Annotated in this window: 22 protein-coding genes; 10 read left to right on the top strand and 12 right to left on the bottom strand. The window is 70.8% G+C overall.

Going from position 1 to position 20381, the window contains the following annotated elements; translation table 11 throughout:
- Nucleotides 1-216 precede the first annotated feature (216 nt).
- Both ACGGCP_RS03515 and ACGGCP_RS03510 read right to left on the bottom strand, forming a co-directional pair.
- Entirely contained in the window at nt 217-1461 is a 1245-nt protein-coding gene (locus tag ACGGCP_RS03515) for a TIGR00300 family protein (protein ID WP_392960487.1), read from the bottom strand.
- A gap of 108 nt (nt 1462-1569) precedes the next feature.
- Nucleotides 1570-2871, bottom strand: coding sequence for an MFS transporter (locus ACGGCP_RS03510; RefSeq protein ID WP_392960485.1), 1302 nt, complete (start codon nt 2869-2871; stop codon nt 1570-1572).
- Nucleotides 2872-3327: 456 nt separating this feature from the next.
- Here ACGGCP_RS03510 and bioA point away from each other — a divergent pair, with 456 nt between their 5' ends.
- The 3 genes from bioA to bioD all read left to right on the top strand — a co-directional run bounded on the left by bioA (nt 3328) and on the right by bioD (nt 6568).
- Nucleotides 3328-4650: an adenosylmethionine--8-amino-7-oxononanoate transaminase gene (gene bioA / locus ACGGCP_RS03505; protein ID WP_392960483.1), complete on the top strand. Its 1323-nt coding sequence runs from the start codon at nt 3328-3330 to the stop codon at nt 4648-4650.
- A 107-nt stretch (nt 4651-4757) separates the two neighbouring features.
- Complete coding sequence (locus tag ACGGCP_RS03500; RefSeq protein WP_392962003.1) at nt 4758-5897, top strand: aminotransferase class I/II-fold pyridoxal phosphate-dependent enzyme; 1140 nt, start codon at nt 4758-4760, stop codon at nt 5895-5897.
- Nucleotides 5894-6568, top strand: coding sequence for a dethiobiotin synthase (gene bioD, locus ACGGCP_RS03495; protein ID WP_392960481.1), 675 nt, complete (start codon nt 5894-5896; stop codon nt 6566-6568). Before ACGGCP_RS03500 ends, bioD begins: the two co-directional genes overlap by 4 nt.
- A 239-nt stretch (nt 6569-6807) precedes the next feature.
- Here the strand turns inward: bioD and ACGGCP_RS03490 are convergent, their stop codons facing one another.
- Together ACGGCP_RS03490 and ACGGCP_RS03485 are read right to left on the bottom strand one after the other, a co-directional pair.
- Nucleotides 6808-7293: an NUDIX domain-containing protein gene (locus tag ACGGCP_RS03490; protein ID WP_392960478.1), complete on the bottom strand. Its 486-nt coding sequence runs from the start codon at nt 7291-7293 to the stop codon at nt 6808-6810.
- A gap of 53 nt (nt 7294-7346) precedes the next feature.
- Entirely contained in the window at nt 7347-8426 is a 1080-nt protein-coding gene (locus ACGGCP_RS03485) for a cytochrome P450 (protein ID WP_392962000.1), read from the bottom strand.
- Between the two features lie 199 nt (nt 8427-8625).
- On the opposite strand from ACGGCP_RS03485, the gene ACGGCP_RS03480 reads away from it, so the two are divergent.
- Entirely contained in the window at nt 8626-9981 is a 1356-nt protein-coding gene (locus ACGGCP_RS03480) for a flavin-containing monooxygenase (RefSeq protein WP_392960475.1), read from the top strand.
- Complete coding sequence (locus tag ACGGCP_RS03475) at nt 9978-10610, top strand: hypothetical protein (protein ID WP_392960473.1); 633 nt, start codon at nt 9978-9980, stop codon at nt 10608-10610. Before ACGGCP_RS03480 ends, ACGGCP_RS03475 begins: the two co-directional genes overlap by 4 nt.
- A 12-nt stretch (nt 10611-10622) precedes the next feature.
- On the opposite strand, the gene ACGGCP_RS03470 is transcribed toward ACGGCP_RS03475, so the two are convergent.
- Complete coding sequence (locus ACGGCP_RS03470; protein ID WP_392960470.1) at nt 10623-11135, bottom strand: DUF308 domain-containing protein; 513 nt, start codon at nt 11133-11135, stop codon at nt 10623-10625.
- The gene (locus ACGGCP_RS03465) at nt 11128-11898 is read right to left on the bottom strand and encodes an alpha/beta hydrolase (protein ID WP_392960468.1); all 771 of its coding nucleotides are present in this window, start codon (nt 11896-11898) and stop codon (nt 11128-11130) included. The genes ACGGCP_RS03470 and ACGGCP_RS03465 overlap by 8 nt, the downstream gene beginning before the upstream one ends.
- 223 nt (nt 11899-12121) lie before the next feature.
- Between ACGGCP_RS03465 and ACGGCP_RS03460 the strand changes: the two genes are divergently transcribed.
- Nucleotides 12122-12799 (top strand): lysophospholipid acyltransferase family protein, encoded by a 678-nt coding sequence (locus tag ACGGCP_RS03460; RefSeq protein ID WP_392960466.1) that lies wholly within the window; start codon nt 12122-12124, stop codon nt 12797-12799.
- Nucleotides 12800-12924: 125 nt separating this feature from the next.
- Here ACGGCP_RS03460 and ACGGCP_RS03455 read toward each other — a convergent pair whose 3' ends face one another.
- Nucleotides 12925-13614: a Crp/Fnr family transcriptional regulator gene (locus ACGGCP_RS03455; RefSeq protein ID WP_030158415.1), complete on the bottom strand. Its 690-nt coding sequence runs from the start codon at nt 13612-13614 to the stop codon at nt 12925-12927.
- A gap of 328 nt (nt 13615-13942) precedes the next feature.
- Here ACGGCP_RS03455 and ACGGCP_RS03450 point away from each other — a divergent pair, with 328 nt between their 5' ends.
- Together ACGGCP_RS03450 and ACGGCP_RS03445 are read left to right on the top strand one after the other, a co-directional pair.
- On the top strand, nt 13943-14497 hold the full coding sequence (locus ACGGCP_RS03450; RefSeq protein ID WP_392960463.1) for a polyadenylate-specific 3'-exoribonuclease AS: 555 nt from the start codon (nt 13943-13945) through the stop codon (nt 14495-14497).
- A gap of 124 nt (nt 14498-14621) precedes the next feature.
- Entirely contained in the window at nt 14622-15647 is a 1026-nt protein-coding gene (locus ACGGCP_RS03445; RefSeq protein ID WP_392960461.1) for a 6-phosphofructokinase, read from the top strand.
- A gap of 167 nt (nt 15648-15814) precedes the next feature.
- Here the strand turns inward: ACGGCP_RS03445 and ACGGCP_RS03440 are convergent, their stop codons facing one another.
- Nucleotides 15815-16021 carry a hypothetical protein gene (locus tag ACGGCP_RS03440; RefSeq protein WP_392960459.1) on the bottom strand — a complete coding sequence of 69 codons (207 nt, stop codon included), beginning with the start codon at nt 16019-16021 and terminating at the stop codon, nt 15815-15817.
- 117 nt (nt 16022-16138) lie between these two features.
- Nucleotides 16139-16537, bottom strand: a complete 399-nt coding sequence (locus tag ACGGCP_RS03435; protein WP_392960456.1) for a hypothetical protein — start codon at nt 16535-16537, stop codon at nt 16139-16141.
- Nucleotides 16538-16760: 223 nt separating this feature from the next.
- Between ACGGCP_RS03435 and ACGGCP_RS03430 the strand changes: the two genes are divergently transcribed.
- Nucleotides 16761-17519, top strand: coding sequence for a hypothetical protein (locus ACGGCP_RS03430; protein WP_392960453.1), 759 nt, complete (start codon nt 16761-16763; stop codon nt 17517-17519).
- A 22-nt stretch (nt 17520-17541) separates the two neighbouring features.
- On the opposite strand, the gene ACGGCP_RS03425 is transcribed toward ACGGCP_RS03430, so the two are convergent.
- From ACGGCP_RS03425 to ACGGCP_RS03415, 3 genes are all read right to left on the bottom strand, one after another.
- On the bottom strand, nt 17542-18192 hold the full coding sequence (locus ACGGCP_RS03425; RefSeq protein ID WP_392960451.1) for a hypothetical protein: 651 nt from the start codon (nt 18190-18192) through the stop codon (nt 17542-17544).
- A 198-nt stretch (nt 18193-18390) separates the two neighbouring features.
- Nucleotides 18391-19239, bottom strand: coding sequence for a bifunctional 5,10-methylenetetrahydrofolate dehydrogenase/5,10-methenyltetrahydrofolate cyclohydrolase (locus ACGGCP_RS03420; RefSeq protein WP_392960448.1), 849 nt, complete (start codon nt 19237-19239; stop codon nt 18391-18393).
- Nucleotides 19236-19859: a cyclodeaminase/cyclohydrolase family protein gene (locus ACGGCP_RS03415; RefSeq protein ID WP_392960446.1), complete on the bottom strand. Its 624-nt coding sequence runs from the start codon at nt 19857-19859 to the stop codon at nt 19236-19238. The genes ACGGCP_RS03420 and ACGGCP_RS03415 overlap by 4 nt, the downstream gene beginning before the upstream one ends.
- Before the next feature lie 148 nt (nt 19860-20007).
- On the opposite strand from ACGGCP_RS03415, the gene ACGGCP_RS03410 reads away from it, so the two are divergent.
- Nucleotides 20008-20381: 3-deoxy-7-phosphoheptulonate synthase (locus ACGGCP_RS03410; RefSeq protein WP_392960444.1), on the top strand; the 374-nt coding region annotated here is incomplete at its 3' end.

The following is a 20381-nucleotide window of genomic DNA, read 5'->3' as shown; positions in this document are numbered from 1 at the left end:
ACGGCTGGCGTGCGGCATCGAAGGCGAGAAGGGGAGGACGCCGACCGGGCCGGGCCCTGGGGAGGCGCCGTCGAGGGGCGAGAACCGATGTCGCCGAAGGGGATGCCGGGAGTTAGTTGGTCGCCCAAATATAAACGCTTGTCAATGTGATGTCAATCATCGCCGCTGGTAACGCCAAAGGGCGGCCGGGAGGACCCGACCGCCCCTTTCGGACGTTCAGTCGCGCTTGTAGCCGACCACGAGCTCGCCCGCCAGCTGCTCGCAGAACAGGCCGATGTCGGTGATGACGCCGATCGCCTGCGCCGAGCCCCGGTCGGCGAGCTTGGTCACGGTCGCCGGGTTGATGTCGACGCTCACGAGCGGCACCTTCGCGGGCAGGATGTTCCCGGTCGCGATGGAGTGCAGCATCGTCGCGACCATGATCGCGAAGCCCACGCCCGGCAGCGCCTCGCGCATGGCGCGCTGGCCGTCGATGACGTCGGTGTACACGTCGGGGAGCGGGCCGTCGTCGCGCACGGAGCCGACGAGCACGAACTCCTTCTTGTTCTTGACCATCGCGTGCATGATGCCGCCCTTGAGGACGCCCTGCTCGACCGCTTCCGCGATCGAGCCGCAGGTGCGGATCTTGTTGATGGCGCGGATGTGGTGCTCGTGGCCGTGCGGCACGCCGTGGCCCTTGTCGAGGTCGACGCCCAGCGAGGTGCCGTACAGGTTCGACTCGATGTCGTGCGCGGCGAGGGCGTTGCCCGCGAAGATGACGTCGACGTAGCCCTCGTTGATGAGCGCTTCGAGGGCCTTTCCGGCTCCGGTGTGGACGATCGCGGGGCCGCCTACCCACAGGATCTTCTCGCCGCGGGCCTTGACCTCGCGCATGCGCTCGGCGATCTGGCGCACCTGGAGCGCTTGGGGCCGTTCGGAGGAGACGCCGCCGCTCATGAACTCGAAGTTCGAGGACTCGGGGCTCTTGCGCTCGGGCTCGGGGAGCGGGAGGACCCGGACGCCCTCGCCGCCGCACACGACCAGCTCGCCCGCCTTGACGTCGGAGACCGGGAGGGTCTTGGCGCTGGCGCGGTCGTCGGCGACGATGATGCCGCAGTCCATTTCGGAGGGTTCGACGTCCATCCAGCTGCCGTTGAGGCGGATCTGGGTGTCGAAGTTGGTGGTGGAGTAGAAGTCCTCGGGGAAGACGCCGTCGCGCGGGGCCGGCTTGAGGACGGCGATGCCGGGGTCGAGCGGGTTCGCGCCGTGCGTCTGGAGGCGCATGATGATGCGTTCGACCTGCTCGGGCGTCTCGGCGGAGACGGTGAGCTGGACGTAGGACTCGTCGGTGTGGTGGCGGCCCACGTCGAAGCGGTCGATCGTGTAGGCCCCCGAGTACTCGAGGACGTCGTCCATCACCCGGGCGAAGATGCCCTGGTCGATGAGGTGTCCACGCAGCTCGACGGTCTTCTGGTGTTCCACGTTTGGTGCTCCTGTTGCTCCCGGCCCACTGTGCCAATCCACGGCTCGTCGCCGCGGGCGCCCGCAGCCCGGGGACGCCGAGACGAGCCTAGCTCTCGCCGGCGGGGTTCAGACGGCGGCGGGCGGCGGCGCGGCTGCGGCCTTGGCGGCCTCGATCTCCTCGGGTGTGGGCCAGTTGCGGGTGACCAGGTACTGGATGAGGAAGCCGACGAGTCCCCAGGCGCCCACGACGTACGGCAGGGACGCCCCGAACTCGACGACGAGGCCGATCCCGGCGATGGCGATGCCCTGGCTGAGCTGCAGCCCGGAGTTCGCGGCGGAGACGACGCGGCCGCGCCAGCCGTCGGGGATGCACTGGGCGAGGGTCGCGTTCATCGGGGCCATGATCATGTTGGCGACGCCCGCGCCGACCGCGATGAGCAGGACTCCGGCGATCGGCGGGTCGAGGAACGCGGCCGTCAGGACTATGGGTCCGATGAACGCGAGCGGCCGGATGAGCCTGTCGCGCACCGAGGGCCGCACGAACCGGGTGAACAGGAGGGTCGCTGCGACCGCTCCCGCCGCGTCGACGGCCATGATGAGGCCCTGCGTCGAGGAGTCCCCGCCGAGGTGGGCCGACCACAGGACCGCGACGCCCTCGGGGACGGCGGTGAGCGCGAACAGGCCCCAGATGCCGAAGGACACGGTGCGCAGGACCTTGTTGTCGCGCAGCATCCGCAGGCCGTCGGCGGTCTCGGCGAGGACGTGGCGGCGTTCTTCGCGCTTGTTCACCGAGGGCCGGTGCCGCACGAGCAGGGAGATCGCGACGGCGCTGACCACGAAGAGCACGGCGTTGATCGCCAGCGCGGTGTACGGGTCGATCGCGGCGAGGAGGCCGCCGGCGAGGTAGCCGAGGATCTGGGCGGTGGCGGCGGCGCTGAAGGTGAGCGCGATGGCGACGGAGAGGGCGTCGCCGGTGAGGATCTGGGCGAGGGTGGCGACGCGGGCGGCGTTGTAGGCGGGGGTCACGGAGGCGACGGCGAAGACGATCGCGATCATTGCCGGGACCGGGAGGCCCGGGATGAGCAGGAGCGCGATGAGGGCGGCGCGCAGGACGTCGCACACGATCATGACGTTGCGGTAGGAGTATCGGTCCACAATGGCCCCGAGGACCTGGGCGAGGCCGAGGTAGGGCGCGAAGCTGATGGCGAAGGAGGCGGCGGCGAGCGCGGAGGACCCGGTCTGCTGCCAGACGAGGAAGGTGACGGCGACGCGGTTGAGCATCGCGCCGGCGTTGGAGAGGCAGAACGCGAGGAGGAACCCGGCGGCCTCGCGGTCGCCGAAGACCTGTGAGAAGGACGGCCTGCGGTCGGACTCGGACGCGTCGTCGGCAGGTCCGGCCGGGGCCGTCGGGGGGTTCTGGTTCGACACAGGGCCTTCCTCGTTCTCGGCTCCGCGAGCGTCGGCCTCGGGGCACCGGTCTGCACCGTTGCAGCAGTCCGCCTCGGTCGGTCTGCGGCGCCGCAGGCGTCGGCGACGGTAGGGGCCGTTTCGGCGCAGGGAATCGCCGAGACTCCGATACCTGAAGGGCGGTAAGTGACAATCCTCCGCGATTGCCGCAAGTGTCACTAGTCTGCCCGTGGCGCATGTGGTTGTCAAGCGTCCCACTGTGTTCAAAGTGTAAAAACCCGGACGGAGCCGGAGGGTCCGTTATGACCGCCCAAAACTACGCCTGCCGCCGCAAGAGGACGGCGGCGGCCTCGGTTCGATAACGGTGGAGTCAAGGCCGTCGCACGAGGCGGGCACGGCCGCGCGCCCGTGCCGGGCCCACCGGACCGGGCGCTATCCTCCAACCAGTTTTGTAGGAACCATCTAAGGAGACGAGCGATGTCCGCCAGCGCCGAATGGATCGCCCGCGACGCCTCCGCCGTGTGGCACCCCTTCACGCAGCACTCCACCTGGACCGGCGACCGTCCCGTCGTCGTCGACCGCGCCGAAGGGCCGTGGCTCGTCGACGTCGACGGCCGCCGCTACCTCGACGGCGTCTCCTCACTGTGGACCACCACCCTCGGCCACGGCCACCCCGACATCAACGCCGCGATCGCCGCCCAGCTCGCCAAGCTCGACCACTCCACGTTCCTCGGCACCACCCACACCCCCGGCATCGAGCTCTCCGAAGCCCTGGTCGCCCTGGCCCCCAAGGCGGACGGGCCGCCGCTGACCAAGGTCTTCTACGCCGGGGACGGCTCCTCGGCGGTCGAGGCCGCCCTCAAGATCGCCTACCAGTACTCGACGCAGACCGGCCGCGCGCGGCCCAAGTTCGTGCGCCTCGACCACGCCTACCACGGCGACACCCTCGGCGCGGTCGCCGTCGGCGGGCACGACCTCTTCCACGAGGCCTACAAGCCGCTCCTGCTCGACACGATCGGCGTGGCCTCGCCCGGCGACCGGGCCCTCGGCCCCGACCGCAACGCCGCCGCCGTCGCCGACCTGCGACGCGTCATGGAGGCCTCAGGAGACCAGGTCTGCGCGATCATCCTCGAACCGATGATCCAAGGCGCGGCCGGCATGCTCGACTACGACGCCGCGTTCCTGCGCGCCGCAAGGGAACTCGCCGACACCCATGGTGCGCTGCTCATCTTCGACGAGGTCGCCACCGGCTTCGGCCGCACCGGGAAAATGTGGGCCGCCGAGCACGCCGGCGTCGTCCCCGACCTCCTCACCTGCGGCAAAGGCATCACCGGCGGGTACCTGCCGCTCTCGGCGGTGCTCGCCGCCGAGCACGTCTACGAGGCGTTCCTGACCCGGCCCGGCGACACGTCGCCGCGCACGTTCTTCCACGGCCACACCTACACCGCGAACCCGCTGTGCTGCGCCGCCGCGCTCGCGAACCTGCGCGTGATGAGGGAGCAGGACGTCGTCGGCCAGGCCGCGCGGCTCGGCGACCGGCTCGCGAAACTCCTGGAGCCGGTGGGCGCCAAGGACGGCGTCGTCGAGATCCGGCAGCTGGGGACGATGATCGGCGTCGAAGTCGCCCCGGTCCGCGACCGCGCGGGCTTCGCGGTCTGCCAGGCCGCCCGCGAACGCGGCGTCTGGCTGCGGCCTTTGGGCGACACGGTCGTGCTCATGCCGCCGCTGACCCTCGGCGAGGACGAGACCGACCTCCTCGTGGGCGCGCTGGCGGAGGCGATCGACGAGGTGATCGCGTGACGCAGTCGCCGCAGGCGAGCACCGCACCGGGCGACGACACCGCCACCGAGGACGACAACCGCCCGGCGGGCACCGCACGCGGGGCCGCGATCAGCGACCGGGGCACGATCGGCGCCGTCTGGGACCGCCTGGCGCGCAAGGCGGCACTGCGCTCCAAAGCCGGACTGACCCGCACCGCCCGGCTCCGGACCGCCGCGATCGACCTCGCCGGAAACGACTACCTGGGACTCTCCCGCGACCCGGCCGTCCTGACCGCAGCGGCCGCCGCGCTCGCCGAACACGGGCTCGGCGCGGGCGGCTCGCGGCTCGTGCGCGGCACCACCGGGATCCACGAAGCCTTCGAAGCCGACTTCGCCCGGCACACCGGCACCGCGACCGCCGTCCTGTACTCCTCCGGGTACATGGCCAACCTCGGCGCCGTCGCCGCGCTCGCCGGGCCCGTACTGCTCGACGCGCACGCCCACGCCTCGCTCCACGACGCCGCCCGCCTCGCGGGCGGCCGCTCGGACACCTTCGCGCACAACGACCTCGACGACCTCGAACGCCGACTCCGGGAACTGCGGCCCTCACTGGTCGCGGTCGAATCGGTCTACTCGGTCCTCGGCGACGCGGCCCCGCTGCGGGAGATCCACGCCCTCACCAGCGCGTTCGGTGCACTGCTCCTGGTCGACGAGGCCCACGGCATCGGCACGGTCGGCCCGCACGGCGCGGGCGGCGTCGCCGCCGCCGGACTCGCGGGCGACCCCGGGATCGTCGTCACCGCGACCCTGTCGAAAGCGCTCGGCGCGGCGGGCGGCGTGATCGCCGGACCCGCCGAACTGCGCCGACACCTCCACGACACCGGCCGCACGTTCATCTTCGACACCGCGCCGCCGCCCGCCGTGATCGCCGGAGCCGGTGCGGCGCTGGCGATCGCCCGTGACGCCGACGGCGCCCGGACCGAACTCGCGCGCCGAGCGGCCCGCGCGGCGGAGGTCCTGGGCATGCCGGTGCCCGCTGCGGGGGTGCTGTCACCGGTCGCCGGGGATGCCGAGGCGGCGACGAGATGGGCCGAGCGCTGCGCCGCCGAAGGGATCGCGGTCGGCTGCTTCCGGCCGCCTTCGACCCCGGACCACCGCTCGCGCCTGAGGATCACGATCAACACGGGCGTCGACACGGCGGACTTCGACCGCGCGCTCGCGGTCGTCGAAGCGACGAGGCCGGGCAGCGGGCACGGCTCCTGGCGGACCGTTACGTTATGCGGATGATCGCCTTCGAAGGCCCGGTGCTCGTCACCGGCACGGACACCGGGGTAGGGAAGACCGTCGCCACCGCCGCGCTCGCCGCCCACCTCATGCGGGAGGGCCGCAGCGTAGAAGTCATCAAGATCGCCCAGACCGGCGACGATGACGACGCCGCCGAGGTCACCCGCCTCTCCGGCGCGCCGGCCCGCGCTCTCGCCGCCTACCCGGACCCGTTGGCGCCCTTCGCCGCCGCGCGGCGCAGCGGGCTGCCGCTGCTCGAACTCCACGAGGTCGCCGACCAGGTCGACGCGGCGAAGTCCGACGTGGTCCTCCTCGAAGGCGCGGGCGGCCTGCTCGTCCAGCTCGGCGCGGGCGGCTGGACCGCGCGCGACCTCGCCGTCGAGCTCGGCTGCCCGGCCGTCGTCGTCGCCCGCGCGGGCCTCGGCACCCTCAACCACACGGCGCTCACGCTCGAAGCCCTCGAACGGCGCGGCGTCGACGCGTCCGTCCTCATCGGATCATGGCCGCTCGAACCCGGCCTCGCCGAGTACGAGAACCTGAAGGACCTCCCGGGACGCCGCCTCGGCTGGATCCCCGCGGGAGCCGCCGGACTCGCCCCCGAAGTGTTCCGCCTCAGCGCCTCCGAATGGTTCGACCTCGAAGGCGACCTCCGGCGCTTCAGCCAAGGCGGCTAGCGCGGCCCGCACCGGACGCCGGTCAGACGCCGACCGCTCCGCACCGGAGCGTGGACCGCGTCCCGGCCCGGTCCCGTTGCGCCGCAGAGGACTACGCGACGAATCCACCCCGCGCCGTCACAACGCTCGCACTCGCTCCCACCGGTGTTGACGCCGCCCAGTACATTGTCAGCGAACCGGCCCATTAGGTGCCGAATCAGTGCGATGCGGGCGCCCCTACCCCCGGCGCCCGCATCGCTCTACCCGCGTCCGAGAGCCGCGACCGGGAACGCGGCCGCGAACCGCGCGGCAGCGAGCGGTAGGAACCGGTCCATGCCGAACCCGATCGCCGCCCTGTCCACCGGCCGGAACTCGCATCGCATCCGCAGGCCGTCGTCCTCGTCGTGGCTGACTACCGTGTGGTCCCAGGCGTCCCGCGCGTCCATCGTCCGCAGCCAGCTGTAGCTCGTCACCTGATGTCCGTGCTCGTACATCGGCCCGCGGAACAGCAGGTTTCCCAGTACCTCCCCGAACACCGGCGTCGCCACCCCGGTCTCCTCGCGCACCTCCCGCACCGCAGCTTCGCCGATCGTCTCGTGCGGCAGGGCTCCACCGCCCGGGATCTGCACGCCTGCCTCAGGACTGTCGCGATGCAGGATTACCAGGACCTCGATCTCGGAACGTTCGGGAAGCCGCCGCATCACATATGAGGCGGCGCGTTGACGGAAGTCCAGGAATTCGCGCATCCCGCCAGCCTGGCAACCACCCGCGCCGCAACGCAACGCAATAACCGCCCGGTTCAGCCCCGCAGCCGCAGCACGAGCGGGCTCGGCATCCGGAACGACAGGTTCGGGTCGCTCACCGGCGCGGCCACGACCTCGCAGCGGGGGAGCAGCGGCGCCAGTTCCGCGACGACCGCCTCCGCCTCCATGCGCGACAGCTGACTCCCGAGGCACCGGTGCGCCCCGGCCCCGAACGCCAGGTGCCGCCGCGAGCCCCGCTGTCCCGGAACCATCTTCATAGGACACTCGGCGACGCCCTCGTCCGCGCCGGCGGCCGCCAGCCACACCAGCACCGACTCGCCCGCCCGCACCGCGAACCCGTCGATGTCCGTGTCCCGCTTCACGACCCGCCGCCACGACGTGATCGGCGGCAGCAGCCGCAGCCCCTCCTCGATGACCGCCGCAGGCGCCGCGCCCAGCAGCTCCGGCTCCTCGACCAGACGGTGCAGCAGCAGCGTCAGGAACTGCGAAGTCGTCTCCTGGCCCGCCACGAGCAGGAAGAACAGCGCGGCAGTCGCCGCGTCCTCCCCGTACTCGTCGAGCATCGCTCGCGTCGCCCCGGAAGACCCGGCCGTCCAGGCGCGCAGCCGCGCATGGAACGGTCCGACCAGCGCCGCCAGCTCGCGCTGGCGCTCAGGCGAAGGCTCGCCCCAGAACAGCTCCAGCGCCGCACGGCTGAACTGCTTCACCTCGGCGGTCGCCTCGACCTCCATGCCCAGCAATCGAGCCAGCGCTGCCAGCGGGACCTCCGAGGACACCGCCGCGTCCACGTCCACCGCCTCGCCCGCCCGCAGACGCCACGCGACCCCCGCGGCGGTCCGCCGGGCCAGTCCGGTGAGCCACGGGCGCAGCGCCTCGACGTTCGCGGGCGCGAAGACCTCGCCGAACGCGGCCCGGATGCGCTCGTGCGAGTCGGTGTCGTTGTTGGCGAGCGTCGCGGGCAGCCGGAACCGGTGCCGCGCCAGCTCCCGCAGGGCGTCAGTGGGGATCGGGGTGACCGCGTCGAGGGCGTTCGCGGCCGAGAACCGCTCGCGGTCGGCCAGGACCTGCCTGGCGAGACGGTGCGAAGACACCACGACCTGCCCGTCGCGGCGCATGACCGGGGCGTCGGGTCGGGGATGTTTCCACAGCTCGAAGAGCACGCGCGCAGCCTACCTCCCCCGAAAGTACGAGTCCCGTTCACGGTAATCTGCTCTCAGTCTTTCGGCGTCCCGCACCGCGACCCGCCCCCCGGCGGCCGCCCGCGCGGGCCGCCGTCCGGCACCTGACTGAATGCCCACCGAAGGAGACCGTCCCTTGCAGGAGTACTCCTCCCAAGCCGCCTACGACCGCGGCGAGGCCGTCTGCGTGATCGGCGCCGGAGCGTCCGGCCTCATCGCCGTCAAGAACCTCCGCGAGAACGGCTTCGAAGTGGACTGCTACGAGCGCGACACCGTGCTCGGCGGCCTGTGGAACCCGCAGAACCAGCACAGCCCCCTCTACCCCAACACCCATCTCGTCACCTCCCGGTCCCAGACCGAGATCCCCGACTACCCGATGCCGGACGACTGGCCGGACTACCCGTCCGCCGCGCAGATGCTCGAGTACCTGACCTCGTACGCCAAGCACTTCGGCCTCTCCGAGCACATCTGGTACGGCTCCGAGATCTCCCACCTCGAACCGGTCGAGGGCGCCCGCTTCGAAGTCGTCGTCAAACCCGCCGCCGGGAGCGCCGCGCGCCGCCTCCGCTACGGCGCGGTCATCATCGCGACCGGCCACCACTGGGCGCCGAACCTGCCCTCCTACCCGGGCCTGGACGACTTCCGCGGCACCGTCCTGCACTCTTCGCAGCTCAAGGACCCGTCCCGCCTGCGCGGCAAGCACGTCCTCGTCATCGGCGGCGGCAACTCCGGCGTCGACATCGCCTGCGAGGCCGCCGTGAACGCCGCCAGCTGCGTCCACTCCGTGCGCCGCGGCTCCTGGCACCTGCCGAAGTACCTCGGCGGCGAGCCCTCCGACTACGCGCTCGCCCGCCTCGCCTCCCGCCCGAAGCTCCTGCGCCGCTTCCTCGCCGACCGGATCCTCAAGGGCCCCAAGCGGCTCGCCGCGCGCATGGGCATCGAGACCCCCGGCCACGGCCCCGGCGACGAGGAGCCCGTCCGCAACGGCCGCTACCTCGAGCACGTCGGCGACGGCTCCATCAAGCGCCGCGGCGAGGTCGCCCGCTTCGACGGCTTCGACGTCGCGTTCGCCGACGGCACAGAGATCCGCCCCGACCTCGTCGTCCTCGCCACCGGCTATCAGCCCAAGATCGCCTGCGTCGCACCGGAACTCCTCGGCGGCACCCGCGAGGAGCCCGCGCCGAAGCTGTTCGCGCGCATGTTCTCCCCGAAGGCCCAGACCCTCGCGGTCGCCGGGCTCGTCGAACCGGGCGTCGGCGTCCTCCCGATCGTCCACTGGCAGACGCACGCGATCGCGCGCTGGCTCCAGGTCCGCAAGAGCGACCCCGAACGCGCCGAGAGCTTCAAGCAGCAGGTCAACGCCGAGTCGGGCCACGTCGCGACGGGCTCGGGCGACTCGTCGCCGCGCCGCCGCCTCGTCGTGGACGCCGAGGAGTACCTGGCCAGCCTGGGCCGCATCATCGACACCCTCGAACAGGAGCCCGCCAAATGAGCCTCACCGCCTGGGTCCGGCGCGCCCGCACCCCCGAGCCGTCCCCGGTCCGGCGCGAGATCGCCGTCTTCGAGCCCGCCGACCTGTTCGACATCGAGATCAAGGACAACCCGGAGACGAACCCGGTGCTGTGCTGCACCGGCGACCCGGCCGGCGCCGCGGCGTTCAACGCCCTGTGGCTCAAGCGGATCGCGAGTTCGGGCCGGTACGCGGCGGCAGTGAGTGTGCGCGGCCAGGGCGGCACGCCCGCCGCCGACGGCGCCCAAGTGGCCCGCGCCCACGACGTCGTGCAGGCCGCGGTCACCGTCCCCCGCCAGACCGTCCTCATCGGACACCGCGAGGGCGCGGCCTGGGCCGCGCTCGCCGCCGGACGCTACCCCGCGGCCGGCCTGGTGCTCGTCTCCCCGCAGAAAGCCCCGAAGCAGCTGCCGAAACCCGTCGGCGAACCGCCGGTGCTCCTGATCGTGAGCGAATCGGAGACTCAGTCGAAAGAGACCCAGGCGTTCGCCGACGAATACGGCATCACGCCGCTCACCTACGCCGGCGCACCCGACGACGTCTTCAAAGGCGCCGCCGCCGAAGCGCTCCTCGACACGGTCCTGTCCTGGCTCGACTCGCAGAAGCGGTGACGCGGGAGCGGATCAGACGACCGCGCCGTCGTCGTGGTCGTCCGGCTCCTTGTCCGGGCGCAGGCGGCTGATGAGCAGCCACACGCCGATGAGGAACCCCACGAAACCGACCAGCCGCCCCGGGTTCGTGCCCAGCGGCGCGATGCCCGGGTTCACCAGCAGCGCGATACCGCCGATGATGAGCAGCACCCCGCCGATCGCGGGCAGGCTCGGCCACGGCACCGGAGGCGGCTCCGGCGGCTCGTAGTCGTCCTCGTCGTCGTCCGGCAGCTCCGCGTCCCACAGGTCCAGGAGCGTCGGCTCGTCCTTGTCCGAGGACACCACCGGCGGCGTCATCGGCACGACCTCAGTCGGGTGCTCCTCGGCGTCGAGCCCCTTCACGAGCCCGGTCCCGCCGTCCCCCAAGCCCTTGACGAGCTCGTTGAACCGCCGGTCGACGTCCTCGGGCCGCAGCTCCGGCTTCCCGCCGTCCTGCTCGCCGCTCTCGGGCTCGCCGTTGCCGTCCTGCTCGCTGCGGTCAGTCATGGACACCTCGGGTCTTGACCAGCTGCCGGTTCATGAACTCGACACTCCCGGAGAAGATCGTCTCGGCGTCGTAGTCGAGCGTCGCCACATGGAAACTCCGCGGCAGCACCGTCGACTCGACGTCCTTGGAACGCACACCTGCGCGGATCACCGCGCTGTTGCGCGGACTCACCACGTGGTCCTCCGCGCTCGTGAAGATCCGCAGCGGCACCGTCACCCGCGCCAGCTCCGGCCGCGTCACCGCCCACAGCCGCCGCAGCGACGCGTACGCCGCCACCGGCGTCCGCGACGTCGTCTTCTCCCGCACATCCGGCTTGTTCAAGTCGGACCCGATCGACGACACGCTCGGCATCACGTACCGCAGCAGCGGCGCCAGGAAACCCTGCGGCTTGTCGTCGAAGATCGCCGGATTCACCAGCACCAGCCCCGACAGGTCCCCGCCGCGCTGCTCCGCCAGCCGCAGGCACAGCGACCCGCCCATCGACAGGCCGCCCGCGAACACCGGCCGCCCCAGCGCCAGCGCCTCGTCCAGCGCCTCCTCGAGCCGCCGATACCACTGCTGCCACGTCGCCTTCGCCAGCACCTGCCACGTGTCGCCGTGGCCCGGCAGCAGCGGCGCGACCACGTTGAAGCCCTGGTCGCGCAAGTAATCGCCCCACGGGCGCATGCTCGCCGGATCAGAAGTGAAACCGTGGCACAGCACCATCGTGGCCTTGGCGTCGGCACCGAGGTCGAACGTGAACTCCTCGGAATCGTTCGTCACGTCGCCTCCCGGGTCGATGAATGACGTGGCGCGGGATCGCCTGGGCTCCTTCACAGCCAGCCGGTCGAACCGGCGGCCGGGCGGTCCCCTTTCGCGCCGCTTGCCCATTCTCGCACGCGTCCGCGGCCCGTCGCCACCGCGCGGGACCGCCCCGGCCGCCCCGGTCCGCCGCCCCGCGCGTTCCCCCTCAGACGGATTGACCGGTACCGATACGCTTGAGCGCGTGATCTACTGGGTGCTGAAGGCGACGCTGGGCTCGCTGCTGTGGGTCGTCTACCGACCCCAGGTCGAAGGGCTCGAACACGTGCCCGAGGACGGCCCGGCCATCCTGGCCTCCAACCACCTCGCCGTCACCGACTCCTTCTTCATGCCCCTCGTGGTCAAACGCCGGGTCACGTTCATCGCGAAAGAGGAGTACTTCACCGGCACCGGCTTCAAAGGCTGGTTCGTGCGGACCTTCATGAACGCCGTCGGAGCCATCCCCGTCGACCGCGCCGGAGGCGACGCCGCCACCGCCTCCCTCGACACCGGCAAACGCGTCCTCTCCGAAGGCCGCCTCTTCGGCATCTACCCCGAAGGGACGCGCTCGCCCGACGGCCGCCTCTACCGCGGCAAGACCGGCGTCGCCCGCCTCGCCCTCCAGACCGGCTCCCCGGTCGTCCCCGTCGCCATGCTCAACACCGGCGAACTTCAGCCCATCGGGAAGCGCATCCCCAAGATCGGGCGCGTCAAGATCAGGTTCGGGCCCTCGCTCGACTTCAACCGCTACCGCGAACTCGTCGGCGACCGCTTCATCGAACGCGCCGTCACCGACGAGGTCATGGACGCCCTCCGGGCACTCTCCGGCCAGGACTACGTCGACGAGTACGCCGCGAAGTTCAAGGACAAGGGAAAGCAGTAGCCGCACGGGCTTGCTGCCTCGCTTCCAGGTCGGCTCTGTCCGTGTGCCCGCTATTCGGCTCCGCCCCTGCGCTTTCTATTCGGCTCCGCCACTGTGCCTTCTACTCGGCTCCGCCACTGTGCCTTCTATTCGGCTCCGCCGAAGCCTGCCCGCCGCCTGAGCGCGGGCAGGTCCACCACGACGATCTTGCGGCCCTCCGTGCGCAGCCAGCCGCGGTTCGCGAAGATCCCGATCGCCTGGTTCACGCTCTGACGCGAACCGCCCGCCATCTCCGCCAGCTGCGTCTGATTCAACTCGATCGTGGTCATGGGGGAGGAGTGCTGCTCCGCGAGCCGCACCAGCGTCTTCGCCACCCGCCCCGGCAGATCCAGGAACACGTGGTCCGAAGACTGCTCGGTCAGCCGCCGCACGATCATGCCCATCGACCGCAGCACCGCGTCCAGCATCTTCGGATTCCCGTGCACCAGCTCCAGGAACGACGACCGCGCCAAAGCCAGCGCCGACGTGTCCTCCAGGGCCTCCGCGCTGGCCGACCGGGGCGATCCGTCCAGGAGGGAGACCTCGCCGAGCACTTCGGGCGCGCGGGCGACGTGGAGCATCGCGCGCTCGCCCGTTGCGGCGGTCCGGAAGACGCTCACCGCCCCCGACCGGATCATGATGAGCGACTCGCCCGGCTCGCCTTCGAAGAACAGGAGGTGCCCACGCCGGTAGTGGCGCTGTACCGCCACCCCCGCGATCTGCCGCCGTGCCTGCGGGTCGAGGCCGGCGAACATGGCGACGCCTGCAAGCGGGTCTTCAGATGGGCTGACACCCATAGTTCTCCCCCTTCGGTGGGTCCCGGGTCCGCGGGTTCCCTCCGATGATCGCTGTCTTTTCCGTCGTTGTACAGAGCCGGGTGTCGGAAACTTCACGCTCCGTTGGGCCGTGTGTCCAGACGGCGCACTTGTCGCTCGGCCGAGTGTTCGATCAAGTCTACGTGCTTTCACATCGATTGTCCGGTATAGCATCGCCCGCGTGCGGAGCACGAGGTCAGATTCCGGCTGCCCGATCGTATGGCGTAGCGTCGACTCCAGTCCGGCGACATACGGGCGGCGGCCAAGAACGGCCGAAAAGACCGCTCGTGATCATACGAAAGGCCGATGCGTGGCGTACCGATACTTCTACGACTGCGAGTTCATCGAGGACGGTCGCACGATCGACCTGGTCTCGATCGCCGTCGTCGACGAGCAAGGGCGCGAGTACTACGCCGTGTCGACCGAGTTCGACCCCTCCCGCGCGATCGACTGGGTCCGCCGGAACGTCCTCGACAAGCTCCCGCCCCCGGCGAGCTCCCTGTGGAAGGACCGCGCGACCATCCGCGACGAGCTCTACGACTTCCTCGTCTCCCCGGTGCGCAGGAAGACCGGCACGCACCCGGGCGAGCGGGTCGAGCTGTGGGCCTGGATCGGCGCGTACGACCACGTCGTGTTCGCGCAGCTGTGGGGCACGATGCCGGAGCTGCCGCGGGCGCTGCCGCGCATGACCAAGGACCTGCGCCAGCGCTGGGAGGACCTCGGCCGCCCCGAGCTGCCGACCACGCCCGACGCCGACATGCACGACGCCCTCACGGACGCCAAGCTCAACCTCGCCCGCTGGAAGGCCCTGGAGTCGTACCGCGCCGAGCGCGCCGCGTACGGCCCGGTCGAATCCCACCACTAGACACCTCGCCGAACCCCAGGTCGCCGCCCCCGGACCCCGATATAGGCTGGGCTTGTTTCGGCAATGGGGCCGCCCAGTTAACAGTCCTGACTCCAGACAGTCCTGACTCCAGGGAGTAAGACACATGCGCATTGGCGTGCTCACCGGCGGCGGGGACTGCCCCGGTCTCAACGCGGTCATCCGTGCCGCGGTCCGCAAGGGCAGCAAGGAATACGGCCACGAGTTCGTGGGCTTCCGCTACGGCTGGCGGGGCCCCATCGAGGGCATCACCCAGGAGCTGAACTGGGACACGGTCGAGAACATCCTCGACCAGGGCGGCACGATCCTCCACTCCTCGCGCACCAACCCCTACAAGATCGAGGGCGGCGTCGAGGCCATCAAGAAGAACATGGCCGACCTGGGCGTCGACGCGCTCATCGCCATCGGCGGCGAGGACACCCTCGGCGTCGCGACGAAGCTGACCGCCGACGGCGTCAACTGCGTCGGCGTCCCGAAGACGATCGACAACGACCTCTCGGGCACCGACTACACCTTCGGCTTCGACACCGCGGTGAACATCGCGACCGAGGCCATCGACCGCCTGTGGACGACCGCCGACTCACACGACCGCTGCATTGTCGTCGAGATCATGGGCCGCCACGCGGGTTGGATGACCCTGCACGCGGGCATCGCCGGCGGCGCGAACGCCACCCTCATCCCCGAGGTCGAGTTCGACATCGAGAAGGTCGCGAACTTCGTCAAGGAGCGCAAGGAGGCCGGCAAGGCCACCATCGTCGCCGTCTCCGAGGGCGCGCACGCCAAGGAGGGCATGGTCCTCAAGGACGGCGAGGTCGACGCGTTCGGCCACGTCAAGCTCGGCGGCGTCGGCGACTGGGTCGCCAAGGAGATCAAGGAGCGCGCGGACATCGAGACGCGCGCGATCATCCTCGGCCACCTGCAGCGCGGCGGCACCCCGACCGCGTTCGACCGCGTGCTCGCGACCCGCCTCGGCCTCGAGGCCGCCGCGGCCGTGAACGAGGGCGACTTCGGCAAGATGATGGCGCTCCAGGGCACCAACGTCGTGCGCATCCCGATCAACGAGGGCACCGACGTCCTGAAGACCGTCCCGGTCGAGCGGTACGCCGACGCCGAGGTCTTCTTCGGCGTCTAGCCGACGGGCACTCCAACAGCGGTGCGGTCGACTGGGTAAGGGCCCCCGGTTTTCAACGGTAGCGGTGGAAACCTGAAGGGGAGCTGAAGCCGGACCGGCCATAAAGCACTGTCAGAGCGCAACCACGGGCACGCCCGGTCGTTAGACCAGGTGTGCCCGTGGCTTCTCTAGAGGAAATCGGCGAGATCCCGCATCTCGCCGATTTCACGTATCACAAGACCCTGCCGGACATCGACTTCGAGTCGGTCCCCGTGCCGGGCCTGGACGCCGAGTTCTACCGGAGGCCGGTCGGCGACCGGACGCTCAGTGTCGGCGTGTACCGCTTCGGCGGGGCCGAGACGCACCGGGCCTGGGGCTGGGTCGGCGAAGAGCACTGCTCATGGCACGCCTACAGGAACCCCGCGACCGGCGGTTTCGACGGCCCCTTCCAGGGCTGCCCCGTGTTCCGGCTCGTGCGCGAGCGCGGTCGCCTCCGCGGCTTCGAGCTCGGCTCAGGCGTGCTCGCCCGGAGCTTCTTCTTGCAGCAGGGCCGTTCTGGCCCGCTCCTGGCGGGTCACCCTGCGGGTGTAGACGATCGCCGCGGCCGTGATGCCGAGGCCGAGGTACAGCCCGGTGCCGGCGAACAGTGCCGAGGCCTGCGGTGAGAACCCCAGGATCGCCACGGGCAGCTGCACGAAGGCGATCAGTCCGACCAGCAGCCACTTGCTGCGTCCCTTGCCCCAGAGCAGCGCCGTCCAGATCGGAGCCACCACGATGGCGAGGGTCGCGATGTCGAGTGCCCAGTGCACCACGGGGTTCTGCACCCTGTCGTGCTGGAGCGCCATCGCCGGGCTCGAGACCGAGACGATCATGGCGGCGACGGTCGCCACGAATGCGAGACGACGTGTCATGCGCTACCTCCTCTGCGTGGGAAGCCTTAACGCTACGTCCGGTAGTCGCCCATGTCTGTCGGGTATCCGCCACTTGGGGTTATTTTCCGAGGCCACGGGGCCGTGGTCGGCGGTGGTCGCGAGGACGGCCCGTTCCGGGGCTCCGCCCGGCCCGAAACGGGGGAGGACCTCCTTGCCGCGCCGCCATACAGTGCTCGTGAAGCGACAGTGGGAGGAACCTGTGGTGGGTCAGGTCGGCCAGAGCGGCACCGGGGCAGGTGCTGTGCTCGACACCGGGACCGGGCTCGCCCCGGCGGCGGAACGCGAGGCCCGTGCGGCGCTCGCGGGATGGCAGCAGTTCGCCCGCAAGTACCGGCTCGCGTTCCGAGCGGAACTCCAGCCCGAGGACCTGGGCGGCGAGACCGCCGAAGTCCTGGATGCCCTTGGGCGCCTGGGGTTCCCGGTCGCGCGCGTGCGCGGGTGGACGCACGGCGTGTGGGGCGGGCGGCCCGGATACGGGTTCAGCGCGCTGGACGCGACCGCCGCGGGCTCGATCTACCAGCTGCGGTGCCAGGCCGTCCGCTTGCGGCGCAACGGCCCCGACGTGGTGCAGCACCGGCTCCTCGACGGCGACGCCGCGATGGCCGCGAACTGGCATCCGCACCGCGCGCGGTACACGACCGTGGTGCTGCCGGACCTGCCGCGCCCGCAGCCGCGCCAGCGCGGCCGCATCGGCCGGTTCACCGCCGACGCGCTCGACCGGTTCTTCCGGCCGGTGCCCCGGCAGCTCCACACCGACGACCCGGTCCACGCCGGGGCCGTCGCGGCGGCCGCCGAGCTCGCGGGCCTGGACCTGTTCCGCTGGTCCTGGGCCGCGAAGGACGGCTGGCTCGTGACCTGGAAGAGCGACGGCACCGGCGCGGACACGCACCAGCAGCGCACCCGCTTCATGGACTTCGTTCCCGCCCTTGCGGACTGCCTCGACAGCGCAGCGGCCGAATAGCGCGGCCGCTCCGGCCGGATCGCTATTCGGTCCATTTCCAAAGGGTCACGGTCAATTCCGCCTCGACCGCGTCGTTGTAGAACTGCGTATAGGTGACTGCGACTCCGGCCATCGCGCCGGTGTCGGTGAGCAGGCACCCTTCGGCATCCGGTTGGTAGTTAGGGCTGACGTAGACGCCGAATTCCGAATCGTCGCCGACAGCTTCGGAGCAGACCGAGGCGTCCTGGCTTTCTCCGTTCGGGACCGCGGCCGAGACTTCGGAGGCCGCATAAAGGTAGGCGTCGTTGTTGCCGCCGCACGAGTACCAGACGAGGTCCACCGACTCGGGGGCCTCGCTGCTGCCGTCGGCCGCTTCGCCGTAGCTGTCGTCGAGGTCGTAGTGGAAGTCCCAGCAGTGGTCCTCTTGGACGGTCGCTTCAAGGTAGACGGTGTAGGAGTCGGACACCTCCCAGGTGCCTTCGCTTCCGTCGTCGGTGGACTCGGGGTCGGGGTCGCCGCCTCCACCGGGATTCGGGTCTTCGCCGCCGTTGTCGTCGCTCGTGGATGCGTTCGCGTCCGGTTCTTCGCCGTCTGCTTCTCGTTCCTGCCACATCATGACGGTGACGATGACGCCGGCTACCGCCGCCATTGAGCCGACGGCTGTCCAGAAGTTCTTCGAGGGGGAGTCGCTCATGCTTGGAGCATAACGAGACCAGCGCTTTTTCCCGGTGCATTATTCGGCCGACCGGGTCCCGGCGGTTCCGGGCAATTCCATGGAACGTCGACAATTGCGTTGCACTTGTGTCGGGAATACGACATTAGGCGAGAGGAAAGGGCGAGGCCGACTGCCCGAAAGGGCAATCGGCCTCGCCGGCAAAGCGATTTCCGGGGCTCAGCCGTGGGTCTTCGGCAGCTCCGCCGCGACCACGGTGTGGCGCAGCAGGAGCGCGGTGGTCACGGGGCCGACGCCGCCGGGGACCGGGGTGAGCCTTCCGGCGATGGGGGCGACCGCGTCGTAGTCGACGTCGCCGACGAGGCCGCCGTCGTCGGTCGGGTTGGTGCCCACGTCGATCACCGTCGCGCCGGGCTTCACGAAGTCCGCGGTGATCATCCCGGCGCGGCCCACGGCCGCGACGAGCACGTCGGCCTCGCGGCAGACCGCCGCCAGGTCCTTCGTGCGGGAGTGGCACACGGTCACCGTCGCGGACTCGCCCAGCAGCAGCAGCGCCGCGGGCTTGCCGACCACAGTGGACCGTCCGACGACGACCGCCTTCGCGCCTTCCAGGACCAGGTCCTCGCGCTTGAGCAGCTCCAGGACCGCCGCGGCCGTCGCGGGAGCGAAGGTCCGCAGCCCGGCGGCCAAGCGGCCCAGGCTCTCCGAGTTCGCGCCGTCCACGTCCTTGTACGGGCTGATGTACCCGCCGACCTCCGAGAGGGTCACGCCCTCGGGGAGCGGGGTCTGGCAGATGATCCCGTGGACCGCCGGATCAGCCGACAGCTCCTGGAGCTTCGCGACGATCTCGTCCTTGCCCGGGTCCTTCAGGTGCTCGACTCTGCAGTCGATGCCCTCCTTCTCCGCGGCCTTGCGGATGGAGCGCACGTACCAGGCCGTGCCCTCGTCGTCCGTGGGCACCACGACCGCCAGGGTCGGCACGATGCCCTCTTCACGCAGCCGCGCCGCGTCCGCGGCGACCTCCGCGCGGATGGCCGAGGCGACCGCGCGCCCGTCGATGTCGCTCATGCCCGAATCCTCTTCGCCACGATCTGCATGATCGCCTCTGCCTGCACCTTCGCCTGGAGCGCCTCGTTGAGCGTGCTCGCGAGCCGCTCCCGCTCCGCCGGCTCCTTGATCGCGACCACGTTGATGTCGACGTTCAGCGCCGCCGACTCCAGGGCCGACTTCGCCGCCGACGCGGCCACGGCCACATCGGAGATCACGTTCGGGTTGGAGCCCTCCAGGATCCGGCCCGACAGCTTGATCACCTCGGCCGACACCCGCGCCACCGCGAGCGGCACCGCCGCGGCCTCGACCAGGCCCGCCTGGATCGCCGCGGTCCGCGCCGCCTTCTCCTCGTCAGAGGACTTCGGCAGCTTGTAGGCCGCGATCACGCCCGAGAACGCCTCGGCGTCGTCCTCCGCGAGCTGCAGCGCCTCCAGCCGCAGCCGCTCGGCCTCGGCCAGGGCCTCCCGCATCACCGCGTCATGCTCGGCGAACTTCGGATTGCCGATGGTCAGGTTGCACACCATGGACACCAGGGCGGCGGCCGTAGCGGCGCTCATCCCCGCCGCCGCGCCGCCGCCGGGCGCCGGAAGCTCCGAGGCGAGGTCGGTCAGCCAGTCTTCGATAGTCGTCTTGCGCACCCGGCCAGCCTAGACGCGGCAGTAAAGGTGGGATGTCTGCGCTCGTCCCGGTGTGTCGCGCCGCCCGTCCCGGACCTGTGAGGGTTCACCCAATGAGACACGCAAATCATCGTGGTTGGCCCGCACCGCCGCCACGTACCATTACCGCGTGAACCGCCAATGGCATGACCTGCGAAACCCTGGCCTCGTCCCCGTCGTCGCCGACGCGGAGGAAGCCGAGCGCTATCAGCTCGACGCCTGGCGGAACCTGCCCCGCGAGCAGGTTCCCCCGTGGGACGACTACGCCGAGGTCGAAGAGGTGACCGGCGTGCTCGCCGCCGTCCCGCCGATCGTCGCCCCCTACGAGGTCGAGCACCTCCGCGAGCGCCTCGCCGAGGTCTGCGAGGGACGCGCCTTCCTCATGCAGGGCGGCGACTGCGCCGAGACTTTCATCGACAACACCGAGCACCACGTCCTCGCGAACATGCGCACGCTCCTCCAGATGGCCGTCGTCCTCACCTACGGCGCGTCGCTCCCGGTCGT

It is taken from the genome of Glycomyces sp. NPDC048151 (assembly GCF_043202775.1).
In the GTDB taxonomy this organism is placed as follows: Bacteria; Actinomycetota; Actinomycetes; order Mycobacteriales; family Micromonosporaceae; genus Glycomyces.
This window is presented reverse-complemented; position numbering and strand designations above follow the sequence as displayed.

Excerpts from the sequence above, each read along its gene's own strand:
- bioA (WP_392960483.1), top strand. The coding sequence starts at position 3,328 with ATGTCCGCCAGCGCCGAATGGATCGCCCGCGACGCCTCCGCCGTGTGG.
- bioD (WP_392960481.1), top strand. The coding sequence starts at position 5,894 with ATGATCGCCTTCGAAGGCCCGGTGCTCGTCACCGGCACGGACACCGGG.
- ACGGCP_RS03490 (WP_392960478.1), bottom strand. The coding sequence starts at position 7,293 with ATGCGCGAATTCCTGGACTTCCGTCAACGCGCCGCCTCATATGTGATG.
- ACGGCP_RS03485 (WP_392962000.1), bottom strand. The coding sequence starts at position 8,426 with ATGCGCCGCGACGGGCAGGTCGTGGTGTCTTCGCACCGTCTCGCCAGG.
- ACGGCP_RS03475 (WP_392960473.1), top strand. The coding sequence starts at position 9,978 with ATGAGCCTCACCGCCTGGGTCCGGCGCGCCCGCACCCCCGAGCCGTCC.
- ACGGCP_RS03470 (WP_392960470.1), bottom strand. The coding sequence starts at position 11,135 with ATGACTGACCGCAGCGAGCAGGACGGCAACGGCGAGCCCGAGAGCGGC.
- ACGGCP_RS03455 (WP_030158415.1), bottom strand. The coding sequence starts at position 13,614 with ATGGGTGTCAGCCCATCTGAAGACCCGCTTGCAGGCGTCGCCATGTTC.
- ACGGCP_RS03445 (WP_392960461.1), top strand. The coding sequence starts at position 14,622 with ATGCGCATTGGCGTGCTCACCGGCGGCGGGGACTGCCCCGGTCTCAAC.
- ACGGCP_RS03435 (WP_392960456.1), bottom strand. The coding sequence starts at position 16,537 with ATGACACGTCGTCTCGCATTCGTGGCGACCGTCGCCGCCATGATCGTC.
- ACGGCP_RS03425 (WP_392960451.1), bottom strand. The coding sequence starts at position 18,192 with ATGAGCGACTCCCCCTCGAAGAACTTCTGGACAGCCGTCGGCTCAATG.
- ACGGCP_RS03420 (WP_392960448.1), bottom strand. The coding sequence starts at position 19,239 with ATGAGCGACATCGACGGGCGCGCGGTCGCCTCGGCCATCCGCGCGGAG.